We start from the raw sequence: 16329 nt of genomic DNA, 5'->3' as shown, positions 1-16329 counted from the left end.
GTCGCGGTCGTGATCAGGCAGCCCAGCAGGCACTGCACGGTGAAGCTCCAAGCCGTTCCGGCTCGCATCGGACATGTGCGCAGAATCGTCTCCGCGCAGCTGCGGTACTGGCGTCTCGACGCCTTGATAGACCCGGCGGCGCTCGGGGTGACCGAACTCCTCGCCAATGTCCACCGGCATGCCCGCCCCAGCAAACAGTGCACCTTGGAACTGTGCGTACTGCTGGATCAGTTGACGGTCTCGGTGCATGACGAGGATCCCCGGCTGCCGCGGATCCGGGTCGCGGACAGCTGGGAGACCTGTGGCCGCGGCCTGGCGCTGATCGCGGCGCTCAGCGAGAGCTGGGGGGTGCGTCCGGACGGCAGCGGCAAGGTCGTGTGGTTCACTCTTCCGGCCCTGAACACCGCCCCCGAAGAGGCCCTTACGGTCCGTGGCTATCTGGAGCCCCTGCCGCTGGAGGACAGCGGTACGGCGGCCGGTCCGCGCCCTCCGATACGGGGCACGAAGGTCGGCTGACGGGCCGGTCCACGGCCGGCGCTTCGTCTACGGCGGTCGTCGCACGTCGCACGTCGCACGTCGGTGTCGATCAGGCCTTTCAGGGCCGCGGTCCGGGGCCGGATACGGGCTTCCGCGACGGCGAAGCCGCGGTTGCCGCCCCTCGCGCCTCCTCGCCCCTCGCCTCTCGGGTACACCGCGGAATCCCTCGCTCCGCCCGGGAGGCGGACCGCCGGTGGCGCCGATCCCCTGTCCGCCGAATTCCGGTGCCGCGCGGGGCGGTTGTCCCCGGCACGGCACCGCTCGGTGGTTCTCCCGTATCGTCCCTCGCCCCGATCGGTTGTCCTCCGCGTCGCGCTACTCGGTCGCGACGGCCCGCAGGACATCCAGCCGTGCCGCGCGGCGCGCGGGCCGCAGTCCGGCCGCCGCCCCGGCGGCGACGCCGGTCACCGCCACCGCCGCCAGCTGCACCGGCGGCAGGGTGAAGACGCTGCTGCCCGTACTGTCGGCGGCCCGTACCAGCGCCCAGCCAAGGAATCCGCCCAGCGCCAGCCCGCCGGCCGTGCCGAAGGCGGCCACCAGGACCGACTCCCAGCGGACCATGGCACGCAACTGCGCCCGGGTCTGGCCGACGGCGCGCAGCAGGCCGAGTTCGCGGGTGCGCTCGTGCAGTGCCAGCGTGAGCGTGTTGGCGATGCCGAGCAGGGCGATCACCACGGCCAGGGCGAGCAGTGCGTAGACCAGGGTCAGGAAGGTGTCGACGCCGTTCGCGGCGGATGCGGCGTACTCGGCGCGGGTCTGCACCTCGGGACTGCCGTAGGAGGCGGCGGTGTGCTGCACGGCTGCCTTGCCCGCCGGGACGCCCACGCCGTTCTTGAGGGAGACGGCGACCAGGGTGTCGGTGTCCTGGACGTGGTGCGGCTGCCATGCCCGGCGGGAGATGACGTAGTCCCCGGTGAGGTCGGGCTGCGCGTAGAGGGCGCGGACCGTGAACCGCTCCCGGGCACCGTCGGCGAAGGTCAGCTCGGCGGTGCTGCCGAGGTGCCAGCCCTTCGCGTCGGCCTCCCGCCGGGCGACGGCGAGGCCGTTGCCGCCCAGCCCCTTCAACGAGCCCTGTACGGCGCCCAGATCGAGGACTTCGGGAAGCGTGGCCGGGTCCGTGACGGTCAGCTGCCGTCCGCCGCCGTCCACCTTGGCGACGCCCTTGCCGAGCCCGAGCGCGGTGTCCACCTCGGGCAACCGCGCCAGGGCCGGGGCGAGCTTCGGACTGATGCCGCTGCCGCCGGGGCCGAAGGAGGTGGTGCCGACCGCGATGTCGCCGGCGAACGCCTGGGAGACGGACCGGTCCGCGCCGGCCTTCAGGGAGGCGCCGAAGACCGTGAAGAGGCACACGACGGCGACGCCGGTCATCAGGGCGGTGGCGGTGGCCGCGGTCCGCTTCGGCGAGCGCAGCGCATTGCGCCGGGCCAGCACGCCGGTGACACCGCGCAGCGCAACGACCGGGCTGCCGAGTGCCCGTACAGCGAGGGATGCCGCGACCGGACCCAGCACGACGAACGCGATCAGGGTGAGCAGTGCACCGGCGCCGGTGAGCCCGATGTCCGGGGTGCCGGTGGCGCCGACGACGGTCAGTGCGATCCCGGCCGTGCCCAGGACGGCGCCGGCCGCGGCCCGCGGGCGGGAGCTGCCGGAGGTGTCCACAGCGGTGTCGCGCAGTGCGGCCATCGGGGCGGTGCGCCCGGCGCGCAGGGCGGGCAGCAGCGCGGAGCCGAGGCAGACCACGACGCCGACGACGAGCGGCAGGGCCATCGACAGTCCGCTGATGACCAAGGGGCCGCCGGGGAACGGGAACCCGATCGCCGGGAAGAGGGCCTGCAGTCCGGCCGCGATGCCGAGGGCGGCGAGCAGACCGGCGGCGGAGGCGGCGAGCGCGACGGCAGCGGCCTCGGCGAGGGTGGCGCCGACAAGCTGGCGCCGGGCGGCGCCCAGGGTGCGCAGCAGGGCGTTCTCGCGGGTGCGCTGGGCGACGACGATGGCGAAGGTGTTGTGGATGGAGAAGGTCGCGACCAGCAGCGAGATGCCCGCGAACACCACCAGCAGCGTGGTGAACAGGGCCAGGAATCCGCCCGCGACGGCGCTGCTCTCCTCGGTGAACCGGGCGCCGGTGATGGCTTCCACGCCCTGGGGCAGGGTGGGCCGGAGGTCGTCGACGAGCTGTTGCTGGGAGACACCGGAGGCGGCGCGCACCTGGATGCTCGCGGCCCGGCCGGGCTCGGGGGTGAAGTACTTCTCCGCGTCGCTCTGTGTCAGCGCGGTGAAGGTGCTCTGCCCCATGCCGTCCTCGCCGCCGAAGGTGGCGATGCCGACGATGGTGACGGTGACCGGGTCGGGGGTGCGCAGTACGGTGCGGTCGCCGATCCGCAGCTCGCCCGCCTTGGCCGCACCACGGTTGATGACCGCCTGGCCCGGGGCCTCGGGGGCGTGTCCTTCGGCGAGTTGATAGGGGTTCAGCCCGGCGTCGCCGATCCAGTTGCCGCCGCGCGAGGGCGGTCCTTGGCTCGCGCCGACGACCTTGCCGTTCTTGCCGACGAGCCGGCCCTCGCCCTGGATGCTGGGGACCGCCGCGGCCACGCCGGGCACCTTCTCGACGGTCTTGACCAGGGAGGTGCTGACCGGCTGACGGGTGCCCTGGCCGGCGCCGGGGACGGTGACGACATCGGCACTGCGCACCACGGCGGCGGTGCCGCCGGTGGCGTTGCCGAACATCGTGTCGAAGCCGGCGCGCAGGGTGTCGCCCATGACGAGCGTGCCGCCGAGGAAGGCGACACCGAGCAGGACGGCGATGAACGTGCCGGCGAACCGGCGTTTGTGGGTGCGCAGCGCCGAGCCGGCGAGACGTACGGGCGTCGGCAGCGCCGCCGTGCGGCGTACGGGGCGGGCCGTCATGACGGCACCGCCGCGCCGGTCCGGGGCCTGCCGTCGAAGGCCTTGATGCGGTCGAGGACCCGCTCCGCGGTGGGCTCGGCCATCCGGTCCACCAGCCGGCCGTCGGCGAGGAAGACCACCTCGTCGGCGTGTGCGGCGGCGACCGGGTCGTGGGTGACCATGACGACGGTACGGCCCATGGTGCGTACGGCCCGGCCGAGCAGCCCGAGCACCTCTTCACCGGACCGGGAGTCGAGATTGCCGGTCGGCTCGTCCGCGAAGACCACCTCGGGACGGCCCGCGAAGGCGCGGGCCACCGCGACGCGTTGCTGCTGCCCGCCGGAGAGTTCGCTCGGCCGGTGGCGCAGCCGGTCGGTGAGCCCGACGACGTCGATGAGCGCATCGATCCATTCGGGATCGCCCCGCTCACCCGCCAGATCCAGCGGGAGGGTGATGTTCTCGGCGACGGTCAGGGTCGGCAGCAGATGGAAGGCCTGGAAGACGAAGCCGATCCGTTCCCTGCGCAGCAGGGTCAGCCGGCGGTCGTCGAGGGCGGTCAGATCCGTGCCGCCCACGAACGCCGCCCCGGACGTGAGGCTGTCCAGGCCGGCCGCGATATGCATCAGGGTGGATTTGCCGGAGCCGGACGGGCCCATGATCGCGGTGAACCGGCCGGCCGGGAAGTCGACGCTCACCCCGTCCAGGGCCCGCACCCGCGCATCGCCGGATCCGTAGACCTTGACGGCATCGACGACGCGCGCGGCGGGCGCGGCTGCGGTGGGGTCCGCGGCGGTCATGCCACGCCTCCCTTGGGGCCGGCGCCGAAGTGCTCCTCCAGGACGGAGAGGCGGCGCCAGTACTCCTCCTCGTCGATCTCGCCCGCGGCGAAGCGCCGGCCGAGTACGGCGAGGGGCGAGGGTGCGTCGGCACGGGCGGAGTACTGCGGGCCGCCGAACCGCCGGCCGGGTCCGCCGTGGCGTCGGCCGGTGCGGCGCAGCAGCGTCACCACGCCGACGATGACCAGCGCCCAGAGGACGGGAACGAACAGGATCCAGGGGCCGGGGCCGCCGCCGGTCCAGGTCTCGGCGAGCTCGAACATCATGATCAGCTCCTCGGTGGGACGAGTGGGCCGGAGGGTCCCGGTCCCGGGCAGGACCGGGGGGTCCGGTCTCCTTCGAGCCTCGTCCTCAGGGGGCCGCGGGTCGTCGTACGGCCAGCGGCTCTGTCCGTACGACGCAGGAAGTACGCGGGACGTCCACGCCTGCTCCGGGCGCTCGGACCCGCCCCGTTCCGGTCACCTCTTGATCTCTGTAACTACTGGTATGTACAGTGCGCCCATGAGCACTCAGGAACCGCTCGGCACGCAGGTACCGCCCGGCGCTCACGGCACACCCAACGCTCAGGAACGCCTCGTGCGAAGCACCCAGGAGCTCCTGTGGGAGCGCGGGTACGTCGGCACCAGCCCCAAGGCGATCCTGGAGCGCGCGGGCGTCGGCCAGGGCAGCATGTACCACCATTTCGCGGGCAAGTCCGCGCTCGCGCTGGCGGCGATCCAGCGCACCGCCGCGCGCATGAAGGCGTCCGCCGAGGAGTGTCTGAGCGGCCCCGGCACGGCCTACGACCGCGTCGCGGATTACCTGCTGCGCGAGCGGCAGGTGCTGCGCGGCTGCCCGGTCGGCCGGATGACGCAGGACCGCGAGGTGGTGCACAGCCCCGAGCTGCGGCAGCCGCTGGACGAGATGTTCGGCTGGCTCCAGGGCCGGATCGCCGAGGTCCTCGCCGAGGGGCGGCGCCGTGGCGAACTGGCCGCCGGACTGGACCCGTCGGCCACCGCGGCGACCGTCGCGGCCGTCGTCCAGGGCGGGTACGTACTGGCCCGCGCGGCCGATGACACCGCCCCCTTCGACGCGGCCGTACGGGGCGTGCTCGCGCTGCTCGCCGCACAGGTCACGCCCGGCACGGGCACCACCGACTGAGCCCCCTCCCCCGCACCGTACGGAGCCCGCCATGCACGCCATGCAGTACGCGATCACCCTGCCCGCCGACTACGACATGCAGATCATCCGGCGCCGCGTGAAGTCCAAGGGCCCGCTCCTGGACGACTTCGCCGGGCTCGGCCTCAAGGCGTACGGAATCCGGGAGCGCGGGGTCGACGGCTCACCGGTGAACCAGTACGCACCGTTCTACCTCTGGGCCGATCCGGAGGCCATGAACCGCTTCCTCCTCGGTGACGGATTCCGCGGGGTGGTCCGCGACTTCGGCCGGCCGGTCGTCCAGCACTGGCAGGGGCTGTTCCACCGCTCCGGCCCGGCCGCCGGCACCCTCCCCCGCGCCTTCACCCGGCGGACCGAAACGCTCGCCGAGGACGCCGACGCGGCCACCGTCATCGCCCATGCGGTGGGCGGACACGAGGAGCTGGCCACGACGGACGGTGTGCACTCCACGGCGCTGGCCCTCGATCCACGGCACTGGGAGCTGGTCCACTTCACCCTCTGGGAGGACGCCGCCCCGGAGTCCGCGGGCGCCCGCCACCAGGTGCTGCATCTGTCCGCCCCGGGCACCGGCCTGCTGGGCGCCGGACGGCAGTGGTGAGCCCGGCCTCCACGGGCGACCCGGCCGCCCCTGCCATCCGTACGGTCCTCGGCGACATCCCCCCGTCCGGCCTCGGCATCTGCGACGCACACGACCATCTCTTCCTGCGCAGCCCCCAACTCCCGGGCCAGGAGCTGGACGACCCCGAGGCCGCGGCCGCCGAGCTGAGCGCCTTTCGTGCGGCAGGCGGCGCGGCGGTGATCCAGTGGACGCCGTACGGCATGGGCCGGGGCGCCGCCGAACTCCCGCTGCTGGCAAGGGAGTCGGGGGTACGGATCGTCGCCGCCACCGGGCTGCACCAGGCGGCGCACTACGCCCCGGAGATGCTGGAGCGGATCCACGACGATCTGGCCTCGCTGTTCCTCGCCGAGCTGACCGAAGGGATCGGCGGCAGCGGCCCCCGCGCCGGGATGATCAAGGTCGCCGGCGGCTTCCACGGTCTGGACACCCACGCCCGGCACACCATGGCCGCGGCCGCCGAGGCCCAGCGGGCGACCGGCGCCGCCATCGGGGTCCATCTGGAGCTGGGCACCGGCGCGCTGGACGTACTCGACCTGCTCTGCGGCGAGTTGGCCGTCCCGCCGGACCGGGTGATCCTCAGCCACCTCAATCGCTCGCCGGACCTCGTCGTCCACCGGACGGCCGCCGAGGCCGGGGCGTACCTCGCCTTCGACGGCCCCTCACGGGCCCATCACACGACCGACTGGCGGCTGCCCGAGGCGCTGACCGCGCTCGCCGATGCGGGCCACGGCGACCGGATCCTGCTGGGCGGCGACACCACGACGGCCGGCGCTCGATCGGTCAACGGCGGCCCCGGCATGCCTCATCTGCTGCGCCGTCACCGCGAGCGTCTCGAAGTCGCCCTGGGAACGAACCTGGTCACACAGTTTCTGACGACGAATCCGGCGCGCGCCTTCGCCGCGGACTGGACGCGGGCCCCGCACGGACGTCACGGACCGGGGCGAGCGCCTACAGCGTGACGGAGATCCCCACGTGCGGCCGCCTGCCCCCGCGCACCAGCGCGCCGACCACGTCCATCACCCGGAACCGCAGCCCGTATTTGCGCGCCATCGCCTGACGCACCCGGCCGAGCCCGGAGACGCCTTCCAGGAGCCGGCCGGTGCCCTCGACGGTCTGTGCGCCCTCGGCGATCCGGCCGCGGACATCGCACGGGGTGACGGTCACCCGCGCGTCGTTGCGCAGCCGCTTCACCTTCCAGCTGTCGTCCCGCGTCCACACCAGGAGTTCGTCCCCCTCGGCCACCGCCCACACGGGGGTGGCCACAGCGGTCCCGCTCTTGCGGTACGTGACCAGGCTGACGTAAGGACTGCGCGCGACCGCTTCGGGAATCATGGCCACACCCTAGGACTCCGGCCGGACGGCAGGACACGGCGCCTTGAGCAGCCGGAGCGCCGCCGGCCCGCTCCCCGGCCCGGCGGTGGCCGCGACCGTGACGCGGGCGCGGAGCCCCTGGCCCCGCGCCACCCGCCCGCCCGCTACCGGTCGAGGACGACCAGCGGATCGTCCAGAACCGGCTGCCAGGCCAACTCCGCCGCCCCGACCAGGCTGTTGTGGTCGAGACTGCAGGGCAGGATCGGCACCCCGCCACTGCGGCCCCACAGGCTGCGGTCGGCCACCACCGCGCGCAGCCGCTCCGGGTCCGCCTCCAGCAGCGCGCGGTGCAGTCCGCCGAGGACGATGCGGTCGGGGTTGAGGATGTTGACGAGTCCGGCAAGGCCGAGCCCGAGGCGGTCGATGAGGAGATCGGCGGCGGCACGGACGCCCGGATCGGCGTACTCGTCCCGCAGCAGATCGGCGGCCTGCTGGAGCAGGGACACCTCCGGGCCGGGCTCGCGGCCCGCGGCGCCGAGGAAGGCGAGCGGGTCCGCCTCGACGTCCAGGCAGCCGCGGCTGCCGCAGTGACAGGGCGCCCCCTCGGGGTTGACCGTCAGATGGCCCACCTCCAGCGCCAGGCCCGAACTGCCGCTGTGCAGGCGGCCGTCGAGCACCAGCGCCCCGCCGACACCCCGGTGGCCGGACGCCACACAGAGCAGATCGCGGGCGCCCCGGCCGGCACCGTGCCGGTGTTCGGCGAGCGCCATGAGGTTCACATCGTTGCCGGTGAAGCCGATCTCCTCGGTGACTCCCGGGATGCCGGCGTCGGCCAGCGAGCGCAGGAAGAGTGCGCGTACGGGGGCGCCGGAAGGCCAGGCGAGATGGAGCGGGTTGAGGGCCTCGCCGTCCGGTTCGGCGACCGCGGAGGGCACCGCGAGGCCGGCGCCGAGGCAGCGCCGTCCGGTCTCGCGCAGCAGGTCCGAGCCGGCCGCGACCGCGTCGGTGAGGACATGCGCCGGGTCGGCGGGGATGGTGCCGCAGCCGGTCGAGGTCGCCACGATGCGGCCGCCCAGGCCCACCAGCGCGACCCGGAATCCGTCGGCATGGATCTGCGCGGCGAGCACCACCGGTCCGCGCTCGTCGACGAACAGCCGGTGGGAGGGTCGTCCCTGGGAGCCGGCCGAGGCGGTCGGCCGGGAGTCGACGGTGATCAGGCCGAGCGCTTCGAGCTCGGCGGCCACCGCCCCCGCGGTCGCGCGGGTCACGCCGAGTTCGGAGGTCAGGACGGCGCGGGTGGGCGCACGTCCGGTGTGTACGAGCTCCAGTGCGGGTCCGAGGGCGCCACGGCCCCGCTCCAGCCTGGTTGTCCGAGTCTGGGTCACCCCCCTATTCTGGCTTTGTGCCGACACTAAACAAAATGCGGGCGGCCCTGACGACGACCCGGAGCCTCCTCCCCGCCGATCCGCACCTCACCCGACTCCGCATCGCCCTCACGGCCTTCTTCGCCATGGACGGCTTCCTTTTCGCCGGATGGGTCGTCCGCATCCCCGCGATCAAGGCGCAGACCGGCGCCGGCGCGGGCACGCTGGGGCTCGCGCTGCTCGGCGTGTCGGCCGGCGCGGTCGCCTTCATGATGATCACCGGCAGGCTGTGCCGCCGGTTCGGCAGCCACGCCGTGACGACCGCCTCCGGGGCCGCCCTCGCGCTGAGCATCGTGCTGCCGCCGCTCACCCACTCGGCGACCGCGCTGGGACTGGTCCTGCTGGTCTTCGGCGCCGCGTACGGCTCGCTCAACGTCGCGATGAACAGCGCCGCGGTCGACCTCATCAGCGCCCTGCGACGCCCCGTGATGCCCGGCTTCCACGCCGCCTTCAGCCTCGGCGGCATGCTCGGTGCGGGGCTCGGCGGGCTGATCGCCGGCAGCCTGTCCCCCACCGTCCATCTGCTGCTGCTCGCCGTGATCGGGCTGCTGGTGACGGCCGCTGCGGGGCGCGCGCTGCACACGCACCGGGCCCCGGCCGTCCCCGAGCGACGGCCGGCGGCGACGGCGGAAAACCGGCCGCGGAGCGCGGGCCGCGGCTGCCGCCTGGTGCTGGTCTTCGGGCTGATCGCGCTGTGCACCGCGTACGGCGAGGGAGCCATGGCCGACTGGGGCGCGCTGCACCTCTCCCAGGACCTGGCCGCCGGTCCCGGTACGGCTGCCGCCGGCTATGCGGTGTTCGCGCTGGCGATGACCGTCGGACGGCTGTCCGGGACCGCGGTCGTGCAGCGATTCGGCGCGGCGCGGGCGCTGATCGCAGGCGGGACGACGGCGGCCGCCGGCATGCTGCTCGGCTCGCTCGCCCCCTCGGCCGGGGCGGCCTGCGCCGGCTTCGCCGTCGCGGGCCTGGGCCTCGCCAACATCTTCCCGATCGCCATCGCCCGAGCCGGCGAGAGCGGCGGCCCCGACGGGGTCGCCGTGGCCTCCACGGTCGGCTACGGCGGGATGCTGCTCGGACCGCCCGCCATCGGCTTCCTCGCCGAGGCGGTCGGCCTGCCGACGGCCCTGACGACGGTGGCTGTGCTGGCCGCGGTCGCCGCGGGCATCGCGTACGCCACCCGCGGGGCGCACCACACCGGGCGGCCGTGAGACCACCGTCGCGGCCACGCGGCCGGGCGCCCGCGCACCCGCATCCGTGCGGCAGCCGCCCCGACCCGCGAGGGTCCGCTGTCAGCACCTGCTGGCACACTTCTGACCATGGAGATCACTGAGTTCGTCGAATCGCTGCGACTGGACGGAAGCCTGCTCGCCGACGCCGCCGAGGAGGCAGGACCGGATGCCCGGATTCCGGCCTGTCCCGAGTGGCGGATGCGGGATCTGGTCACCCACACCGGCCGGATTCACCGCTGGGCGACGGAGTTCGTGACCCAGGGCCTGCAGCAGCCCAATCGTCCCCCCGAGGCCCCGGACCTGGCCGACGACGAACTCGTGTCCTGGCTGCGCGAAGGCCATCACCACCTCGTCCTGGCGCTGCACTCCGCCCCGCAGGACCTGTCGGCCTGGACGTTCCTGCCCGCCCCGTCCCCGCTGGCGTTCTGGGCCCGCCGACAGGCGCACGAGACGTCGGTGCACCGCGTGGACGCCCAGCAGGCGCTCGGTGCCTCCCTTACCCCCCTCCCGTCCGCCTTCGCGGCCGACGGGATCGACGAGCTCCTGACCGGCTTTCACGCCCGTGACCGCAGCAAGGTCCGGACGGACGTCCCCCGGACGCTGCGGCTGCGCGCGACGAACGCCCGCGGCGCCGACTGGACCGTGCACCTCTCCGACGCCCCGCCGCACACGGTGCGCACCTCCCCGGAGGCCGGCGGCGAGGGACCGGACACCGGAAAGCCCGCGGACTGCACGATCGAGGGCCCGGCCGAGGAGCTGTATCTCGCGCTGTGGAACCGTCTGCCGTGGGACGCGATGACGATCACCGGTGACGAGACGCTGGCCGGGCTGTGGCGGGAGCGCGCCGGCGTCTGAGCGCGGGAAAGGCCCGCGGGCGCGGCGGCGGGTGGAGTCCTGGACGAGGCCCGTCCGGCTACCGGAAAGGACCGACCGGCAGAGGGCCCGGGGACGTTCCCGTTCGGCCGCCGAGGGCGCATCAACATACAGAAGCCGCCAGCGGACCGGCGGAGGTGCCCGCCTGGGAGACTGACGGGATGTCACCCACCCGTACCCCGGCCGAACGCGACGCGGTCACCATCGAGATCATGTTTGCCCTGGTCAGTGGCGCCTTCGTGGGTCTTTCGGGAGGCGGGGTACTGGGCAGCGCGGTCCTGTGGGGCGGGATGCCGGGTTCGTGGCGCGGGCCGTGGCTCACGGTGAGCGCCGTCCTCGGCGGGGCGCTGTTCTGCGTCCGGGTGGTGCGCGTGCTGCGGCGTCTGCCCGCCCGGCCGGGGGCCGGCCCGTCCACCGAGGACGTCATCTGGATTCAGCCCAGCCAGCCGGGCCGCACCAATCCCGACTCGTAGGCCAGCACGACCAGCTGGGCGCGGTCGCGGGCGCCGAGTTTGACCATGGTGCGGCTGACGTGCGTCTTGGCGGTGAGCGGGCTGACGACCAGCCGCCGGGCGATCTCCTCGTTGGAGAGCCCGATACCGACCAGCGCCATCACCTCGCGCTCCCGCTCGGTCAGTTCGGACAGGGCATCCGCCGCGGCCGGCTCCTTGGACCGGGCCGCGAACTCGGCGATGAGGCGGCGGGTGACACCGGGCGAGAGCAGCGCGTCGCCGGCCACGACCGCACGCACGGCCCGCACCAGCTCCGCCGGTTCGGTGTCCTTGACCAGGAAGCCGGAGGCCCCGGAACGGATCGCCTCGAAGACGTACTCGTCCAACTCGAAGGTGGTCAGCATGACGACCTTCACGTCCGGCAGCTGCGGGTCCTCGGTGATGTGGCGGGTGGCGGCCAGACCGTCCACCACCGGCATCCGGATGTCCATCAGGACGATGTCCGGGCGGTGTGCGCGGACCGCGGCCAGCGCCTGCTGCCCGTCCGCTGCCTCGGCGACCACCTCGATATCGGACTGGGCGTCCAGCAGCACCTTGAACCCGGCCCGGACCAGCAGCTGGTCGTCGGCGAGCAGTACCCGGATCACGACTCCTCCTCCGTGGCGGCCGGAGTCACCGCATCCGTATCCGGGGCCCGGCCCCGGTCACGCGTCCCCGGCAGCGGGATACGGGCCAGGACCCGGAAGCCACCGTCCGGGCGCGGGCCCGCCTCCACGCTGCCGCCCAGTGCGGCGGCCCGCTCCCGCATCCCGACCAGACCGTTGCCGCCGCCCGTCGGCCCGTCCGCCTCGGAGGTCGCCGGGCCGTCGTCGTCGACCCGGATCTCCAGCGCCCCGGGCGTATGGGCGAGCAGCACCCGGGCGGTGCGCGAGCCGGAATGCCGGACGATGTTGGTGAGCGCCTCCTGGACGATACGGAAGGCGGCGAGGTCGGTGCCGGGCGGCAGGGCGGCGGGGGCGCCCTCGGTGCTGACCGCCACGGCGAGGCCGGCGCTCGCGGCCTGCTCGGTGAGTTCGGGCAGCCGGTCCAGGCCGGGGGCCGGGGAGCGCGGGGCGTCGCCCGGGGTGCGCAAGGTGTCGAGGACCTGACGGACCTCGCCGAGCGCCTCCTTGCTCGCGTCCTTGATGGTGGTCAGCGCGGAGCGCGCCTGCTCCGGGTCGCTGTCGAGCAGCGCCAGGCCCACGCCCGCCTGGACGTTGATGACGGAGATGCTGTGGGCGAGGACGTCGTGCAGCTCACGGGCGATCCGCAGCCGCTCCTCGTCCGCCCGCCGGCGTTCCGCCGCGGCCCGCTCGGCCCGCGCCTTCGCAAGCTGCTCGCGGCGCACCCGTACCAGCTCGGAGAGGGCCACCACGGCCACCACCCAGGCGGTGACGAAGAACTCCTGCTCCCATGGGGCGGGCCCGTCGTGCGCGGGCGGCAGCCAGCGGTAGAGCCAGTGGGCGACCAGGACATGGGAGAGCCACACACCGCCCAGCGCGCACCAGGCGACCCTGCGGTACCCGGCGACGATCGCCCCGAAGGCGCCGAGGGCGACGGTGAGGAAGACCGGCCCGAACGGGTAGCCGGCCGCGAGATAGACCACGGTGGCGAGGGCGGCACCGAGGGCGACGGCGCGCGGGAAGCGGTGCCGGAAGAGCAGCAGGGCCGTGCCGGCGAACAGCAGCGCACGGGCGACGGAGTCCAGCGGGACGCGGTCCGGCTGGCCGTGCCCGGCGAAGCCCGACCCGACCATCACGATCACCGTCACGGCGAGGGTCGAGAGCCAGGGCAGCCGGGTGCCGAACCACCCCCGCGGTTCGTCCGGCGAGGCCGACAGCCACCGCTCCCAACCCGGGCCGAGGCAGCGCCGCGCCCACGGCGGCCGTGCGTTCTCCATGCCGTCACGCTAGACCGCGGCGGGGCCCGGCGGCGTCAGCCCGGCGTGGTGATCCGCCGTACTCCCGGGGGAGTACGGGCCGGGGGGCCGGCGCGCGCCCGGCCCGCGGGCCGCGACACGGGCGCCGGTGGCACACACCGCGCCGCCGCCCGGGGACGGCCGAGCCCCGGCCTCACCCCCGGTCCATCGCCTCCAGCGCCCGTCGCGCCATCGAGTGGGTGCGGACGATCTCGGCCAGCGTGGTCGTCCCGCGGGTGATCTTCGCGAAGGCCTGCCAGGCCGGGCGGAAGCCGGTGACCGCGGCGTGCAGCAGGCCGGGGCGGCGCGTGAAGACCTTCAGCATCTGGCGCCCCACCCCCATCTCCACGCCGAGGCCCGCCTTGATGGCGAAGGCGTAATTGAGGGCCTGGCGGCGGGCGTCCACCGCGTCATGGGCCTCGGAGACGCGCACCGCCCACTCCCCCGCGAGCCGCCCTGACCGCAGCGCGAACGAGATGCCCTCGCGCGTCCACGGCTCCAGCAGCCCGGCCGCGTCGCCGCACACCAGCACCCGGCCGCGGGACAGCGGGGAGTCCTCGGCACGGCAGCGCGTCAGATGCCCGGACGAGATGCTCGGCTCGAAACCGGCCAGGCCCAGCCGGCCGATGAAGTCCTCCAGATAGCGCTTGGTCGCCGCGCCCTCGCCGCGCGCGGAGATGACACCGACGGTGAGGGTGTCGCCCTTGGGGAAGACCCACCCGTAGCTGCCGGGGATCGGGCCCCAGTCGATGAGCACCCGGCCCGCCCAGTCCTCCGCGACCGGCGCCGGTACCGGAATCTCCGCCTCCAGGCCGAGATCGACCTGGTCGAGCTTGACCCCGACATGGGCTCCTATCCGGCCCGCGCTGCCGTCCGCGCCGACCACGGAGCGCGCCAGCACCACCTCGCCGTCGCCCAGCACCACCGCGACGGTCCGCCGGTCCGGCACCTCGGCGCCGTGCTGCTCCACCCGCGAGACCGTGACGCCCGTACGGACCGTCGCGCCCGCGTCCTTGGCCGACTCGACCAGCCGCGCATCGAAGTCGGGGCGGTTGATCAGCCCGAACAGCATGCTCTTGGAGCGGCGGGTGCGGGTCAGCCGGCCGTTCAGCGAGAACGTCACCGCATGCACCCGGTCCCGCAGCGGCAGGTCGAAGCCGGGCGGCAGCGAATCCCGCGAGGGGCCGATGATGCCGCCGCCACAGGTCTTGTAGCGCGGGAGTTCCGCTTTCTCCAGGAGCAGCACCCGGCGTCCTGTACAGGCCGCGGCATGCGCGGCCGAGGCGCCCGCAGGCCCCGCGCCCACCACCACGACGTCCCACACCTGCTGGTTGTCCTCGGCTGCGTGCTCGCTGCTCACCTGTGCTTCTGCTCCCATCCGATGCCTGGCTGCGCGTACCGCCCGCATCCTACGGGCCGCTGTTGCGCAAGGGCCCTGTGGGAAGATCGGACGCACTGATGCCCGTACGTCCGGCCCGTCCGGCTCACGAGGCCGGACGGCCCGTACGCACCACGTCGCGCCCACAAGGAGCGTTCCATGTCTGACAGCCCGCTCGCACGCACCGTCGCCGCACTGCAGCCCCGCGCCAGGACCGAGCTGGCCGAGCTGGTGGCCTTCAAGTCGGTGGCGGATCCGGCCCAGTTCCCCAAGAGCGAGTGCGAGGCGGCCGCCGACTGGGTCGTCGAGGCGCTGCGGGCGGACGGATTCCAGGACGTGGCGCTGCTGGACACCCCGGACGGCACCCAGTCCGTGTACGGCTTCCTGCCCGGCCCGGCCGGCGCCCCGACGGTGCTGCTGTATGCGCACTACGACGTGCAGCCGCCGCTGGACGAGGGCGCCTGGGTCTCCCCGCCGTTCGAGCTGACCGAGCGCGACGGCCGCTGGTACGGGCGCGGCGCGGCCGACTGCAAGGGCGGCCTGATCATGCATCTGACGGCGCTGCGTGCCCTGAAGGAGCACGGCGGGGTGCCGGTCAACGTCAAGGTGATCGTGGAGGGTTCGGAGGAGCAGGGCACCGGCGGTCTGGAGCGCTACGCCGAGGCACACCCCGACCTGCTGGCCGCCGACGCCATCGTCATCGGTGACACCGGCAACTTCCGGGTCGGGCTGCCGACGGTGACCGCGACGCTGCGCGGGATGACGCTGGTACGCGTCCGGGTCGACACCCTGGAGGGCAATCTGCACTCCGGTCAGTTCGGCGGCGCGGCACCCGACGCGCTGGCGGCGCTGATCCGGGTCCTGGACTCGCTGCGCGCCGAGGACGGTTCGACCACGGTGAACGGCCTTGCCGCGGACGCCTCCTGGGAGGGCCTGCAGTATCCGGAGGAGGACTTCCGCAAGGACGCCAAGGTTCTCGACGGTGTCGGGCTGGTGGGCAGCGGTTCGATCGCGGACCGGATCTGGGCGCGTCCGGCCGTCACGGTGCTCGGCATCGACTGCCCGCCGGTGGTCGGCGCCACCCCGTCCGTGCAGGCGGGCGCGCGGGCGCTGGTGAGCCTGCGGGTGCCGCCGGGCACCGACGCGGTCGAGGCAACGAAGCTGCTGACCGCGCATCTGGAGAGCGCCGCTCCGTGGGGTGCGCGGGTCGCGGTCGAACAGATCGGGCAGGGGCAGCCGTTCCGCGCGGACACCGCCAGCCCGGCGTACTCCTCGATGGCGGCGGCGCTGCGCGAGGCGTACGACGGCGAGGAGATGCAGACCTCTGGGATGGGCGGCTCGATCCCGCTGTGCAACACGCTGGCCGTGCTCTACCCGGAGGCGGAGATTCTGCTGATCGGACTGAGCGAGCCGGAGGCCCAGATCCACGCGGTCAACGAAAGCGTCTCGCCCCAGGAACTGGAGCGGCTGTCGCTTGCGGAGGCGCTGTTCCTGCGGCGCTATGCGGGCTAGCGCCGCGGCCCACGTTGTCGGCGTTCCCGCCGTGGTTCGTCTCGCCGTTGCGCCTGCGGCGGGCGGGGTCCGCTGCGCGGGGCTGTGGGTGCGGTGACGGGCCTCCGGGGCCTGGTGTGTGGACTGCTGCGCTTTACGTCCACACACCAGGCCCCTCCGG

Annotated in this window: 16 protein-coding genes; 8 read left to right on the top strand and 8 right to left on the bottom strand. The window is 74.0% G+C overall.

Translation table 11 applies throughout. The features are described from left to right. The first annotated feature begins 9 nt into the window (after window positions 1-9). A complete protein-coding gene (locus ACGFWI_RS23240) occupies window positions 10-516 on the top strand; it encodes an ATP-binding protein (RefSeq protein WP_393907905.1) in 507 nt (168 codons plus the stop codon). Window positions 517-852: 336 nt separating this feature from the next. Here the strand turns inward: ACGFWI_RS23240 and ACGFWI_RS23235 are convergent, their stop codons facing one another. From ACGFWI_RS23235 to ACGFWI_RS23225, 3 genes are read right to left on the bottom strand one after another with little or no spacing between them, the layout of a single operon-like run. Next, on the bottom strand, window positions 853-3441 hold the full coding sequence (locus tag ACGFWI_RS23235) for an FtsX-like permease family protein (RefSeq protein WP_393907904.1): 2589 nt from the start codon (window positions 3439-3441) through the stop codon (window positions 853-855). Continuing rightward, window positions 3438-4217, bottom strand: a complete 780-nt coding sequence (locus ACGFWI_RS23230) for an ABC transporter ATP-binding protein (protein WP_393907903.1) — start codon at window positions 4215-4217, stop codon at window positions 3438-3440. Before ACGFWI_RS23230 ends, ACGFWI_RS23235 begins: the two co-directional genes overlap by 4 nt. Further along, the gene (locus tag ACGFWI_RS23225) at window positions 4214-4519 is read right to left on the bottom strand and encodes an SHOCT domain-containing protein (RefSeq protein WP_393908051.1); all 306 of its coding nucleotides are present in this window, start codon (window positions 4517-4519) and stop codon (window positions 4214-4216) included. Before ACGFWI_RS23225 ends, ACGFWI_RS23230 begins: the two co-directional genes overlap by 4 nt. A gap of 238 nt (window positions 4520-4757) precedes the next feature. Between ACGFWI_RS23225 and ACGFWI_RS23220 the strand changes: the two genes are divergently transcribed. The 3 genes from ACGFWI_RS23220 to ACGFWI_RS23210 are packed head-to-tail and all read left to right on the top strand — an operon-like array spanning window position 4758 to window position 6992. Continuing rightward, on the top strand, window positions 4758-5396 hold the full coding sequence (locus ACGFWI_RS23220; protein WP_393907902.1) for a TetR/AcrR family transcriptional regulator: 639 nt from the start codon (window positions 4758-4760) through the stop codon (window positions 5394-5396). A 31-nt stretch (window positions 5397-5427) separates the two neighbouring features. Continuing rightward, window positions 5428-6012, top strand: coding sequence for a DUF4865 family protein (locus ACGFWI_RS23215; RefSeq protein ID WP_393907901.1), 585 nt, complete (start codon window positions 5428-5430; stop codon window positions 6010-6012). Further along, window positions 6009-6992, top strand: a complete 984-nt coding sequence (locus ACGFWI_RS23210) for a phosphotriesterase (protein WP_393907900.1) — start codon at window positions 6009-6011, stop codon at window positions 6990-6992. Before ACGFWI_RS23215 ends, ACGFWI_RS23210 begins: the two co-directional genes overlap by 4 nt. Here the strand turns inward: ACGFWI_RS23210 and ACGFWI_RS23205 are convergent. Further along, complete coding sequence (locus ACGFWI_RS23205; protein WP_393907899.1) at window positions 6982-7365, bottom strand: PPOX class F420-dependent oxidoreductase; 384 nt, start codon at window positions 7363-7365, stop codon at window positions 6982-6984. The genes ACGFWI_RS23210 and ACGFWI_RS23205 overlap by 11 nt on opposite strands. A gap of 143 nt (window positions 7366-7508) precedes the next feature. Then, the gene (locus ACGFWI_RS23200) at window positions 7509-8729 is read right to left on the bottom strand and encodes an ROK family protein (RefSeq protein WP_393907898.1); all 1221 of its coding nucleotides are present in this window, start codon (window positions 8727-8729) and stop codon (window positions 7509-7511) included. Between the two features lie 17 nt (window positions 8730-8746). Here ACGFWI_RS23200 and ACGFWI_RS23195 point away from each other — a divergent pair, with 17 nt between their 5' ends. The 3 genes from ACGFWI_RS23195 (at window position 8747) to ACGFWI_RS23185 (ending at window position 11343) form a co-directional block, all read left to right on the top strand. Next, the gene (locus ACGFWI_RS23195) at window positions 8747-9976 is read left to right on the top strand and encodes an MFS transporter (RefSeq protein WP_393907897.1); all 1230 of its coding nucleotides are present in this window, start codon (window positions 8747-8749) and stop codon (window positions 9974-9976) included. A 108-nt stretch (window positions 9977-10084) separates the two neighbouring features. Continuing rightward, window positions 10085-10852: a maleylpyruvate isomerase family mycothiol-dependent enzyme gene (locus tag ACGFWI_RS23190; RefSeq protein ID WP_393907896.1), complete on the top strand. Its 768-nt coding sequence runs from the start codon at window positions 10085-10087 to the stop codon at window positions 10850-10852. Window positions 10853-11031: 179 nt separating this feature from the next. Then, window positions 11032-11343: a DUF6332 family protein gene (locus tag ACGFWI_RS23185; RefSeq protein WP_393907895.1), complete on the top strand. Its 312-nt coding sequence runs from the start codon at window positions 11032-11034 to the stop codon at window positions 11341-11343. On the opposite strand, the gene ACGFWI_RS23180 is transcribed toward ACGFWI_RS23185, so the two are convergent. The 3 genes from ACGFWI_RS23180 to ACGFWI_RS23170 form a co-directional block, all read right to left on the bottom strand. Beyond that, window positions 11304-11969 carry a response regulator gene (locus ACGFWI_RS23180; RefSeq protein WP_393907894.1) on the bottom strand — a complete coding sequence of 222 codons (666 nt, stop codon included), beginning with the start codon at window positions 11967-11969 and terminating at the stop codon, window positions 11304-11306. The two genes, ACGFWI_RS23185 and ACGFWI_RS23180, sit on opposite strands and share 40 nt — an antisense overlap. Then, the gene (locus ACGFWI_RS23175; protein ID WP_393907893.1) at window positions 11966-13261 is read right to left on the bottom strand and encodes a histidine kinase; all 1296 of its coding nucleotides are present in this window, start codon (window positions 13259-13261) and stop codon (window positions 11966-11968) included. The genes ACGFWI_RS23180 and ACGFWI_RS23175 overlap by 4 nt, the downstream gene beginning before the upstream one ends. Before the next feature lie 172 nt (window positions 13262-13433). Further along, window positions 13434-14639, bottom strand: coding sequence for a geranylgeranyl reductase family protein (locus tag ACGFWI_RS23170; RefSeq protein WP_393907892.1), 1206 nt, complete (start codon window positions 14637-14639; stop codon window positions 13434-13436). Between the two features lie 177 nt (window positions 14640-14816). On the opposite strand from ACGFWI_RS23170, the gene ACGFWI_RS23165 reads away from it, so the two are divergent. Further along, window positions 14817-16169, top strand: coding sequence for a dipeptidase (locus ACGFWI_RS23165; RefSeq protein ID WP_393907891.1), 1353 nt, complete (start codon window positions 14817-14819; stop codon window positions 16167-16169). Window positions 16170-16329 lie beyond the last annotated feature (160 nt).

Origin of the sequence: Streptomyces sp. NPDC048434 (genome assembly GCF_043200375.1) — a bacterium.
GTDB lineage: Bacteria > Actinomycetota > Actinomycetes > Streptomycetales > Streptomycetaceae > Streptomyces.
The sequence above is the reverse complement of the archived record's forward strand: the minus strand, read 5'-3'. Positions and strand labels throughout refer to the sequence as shown.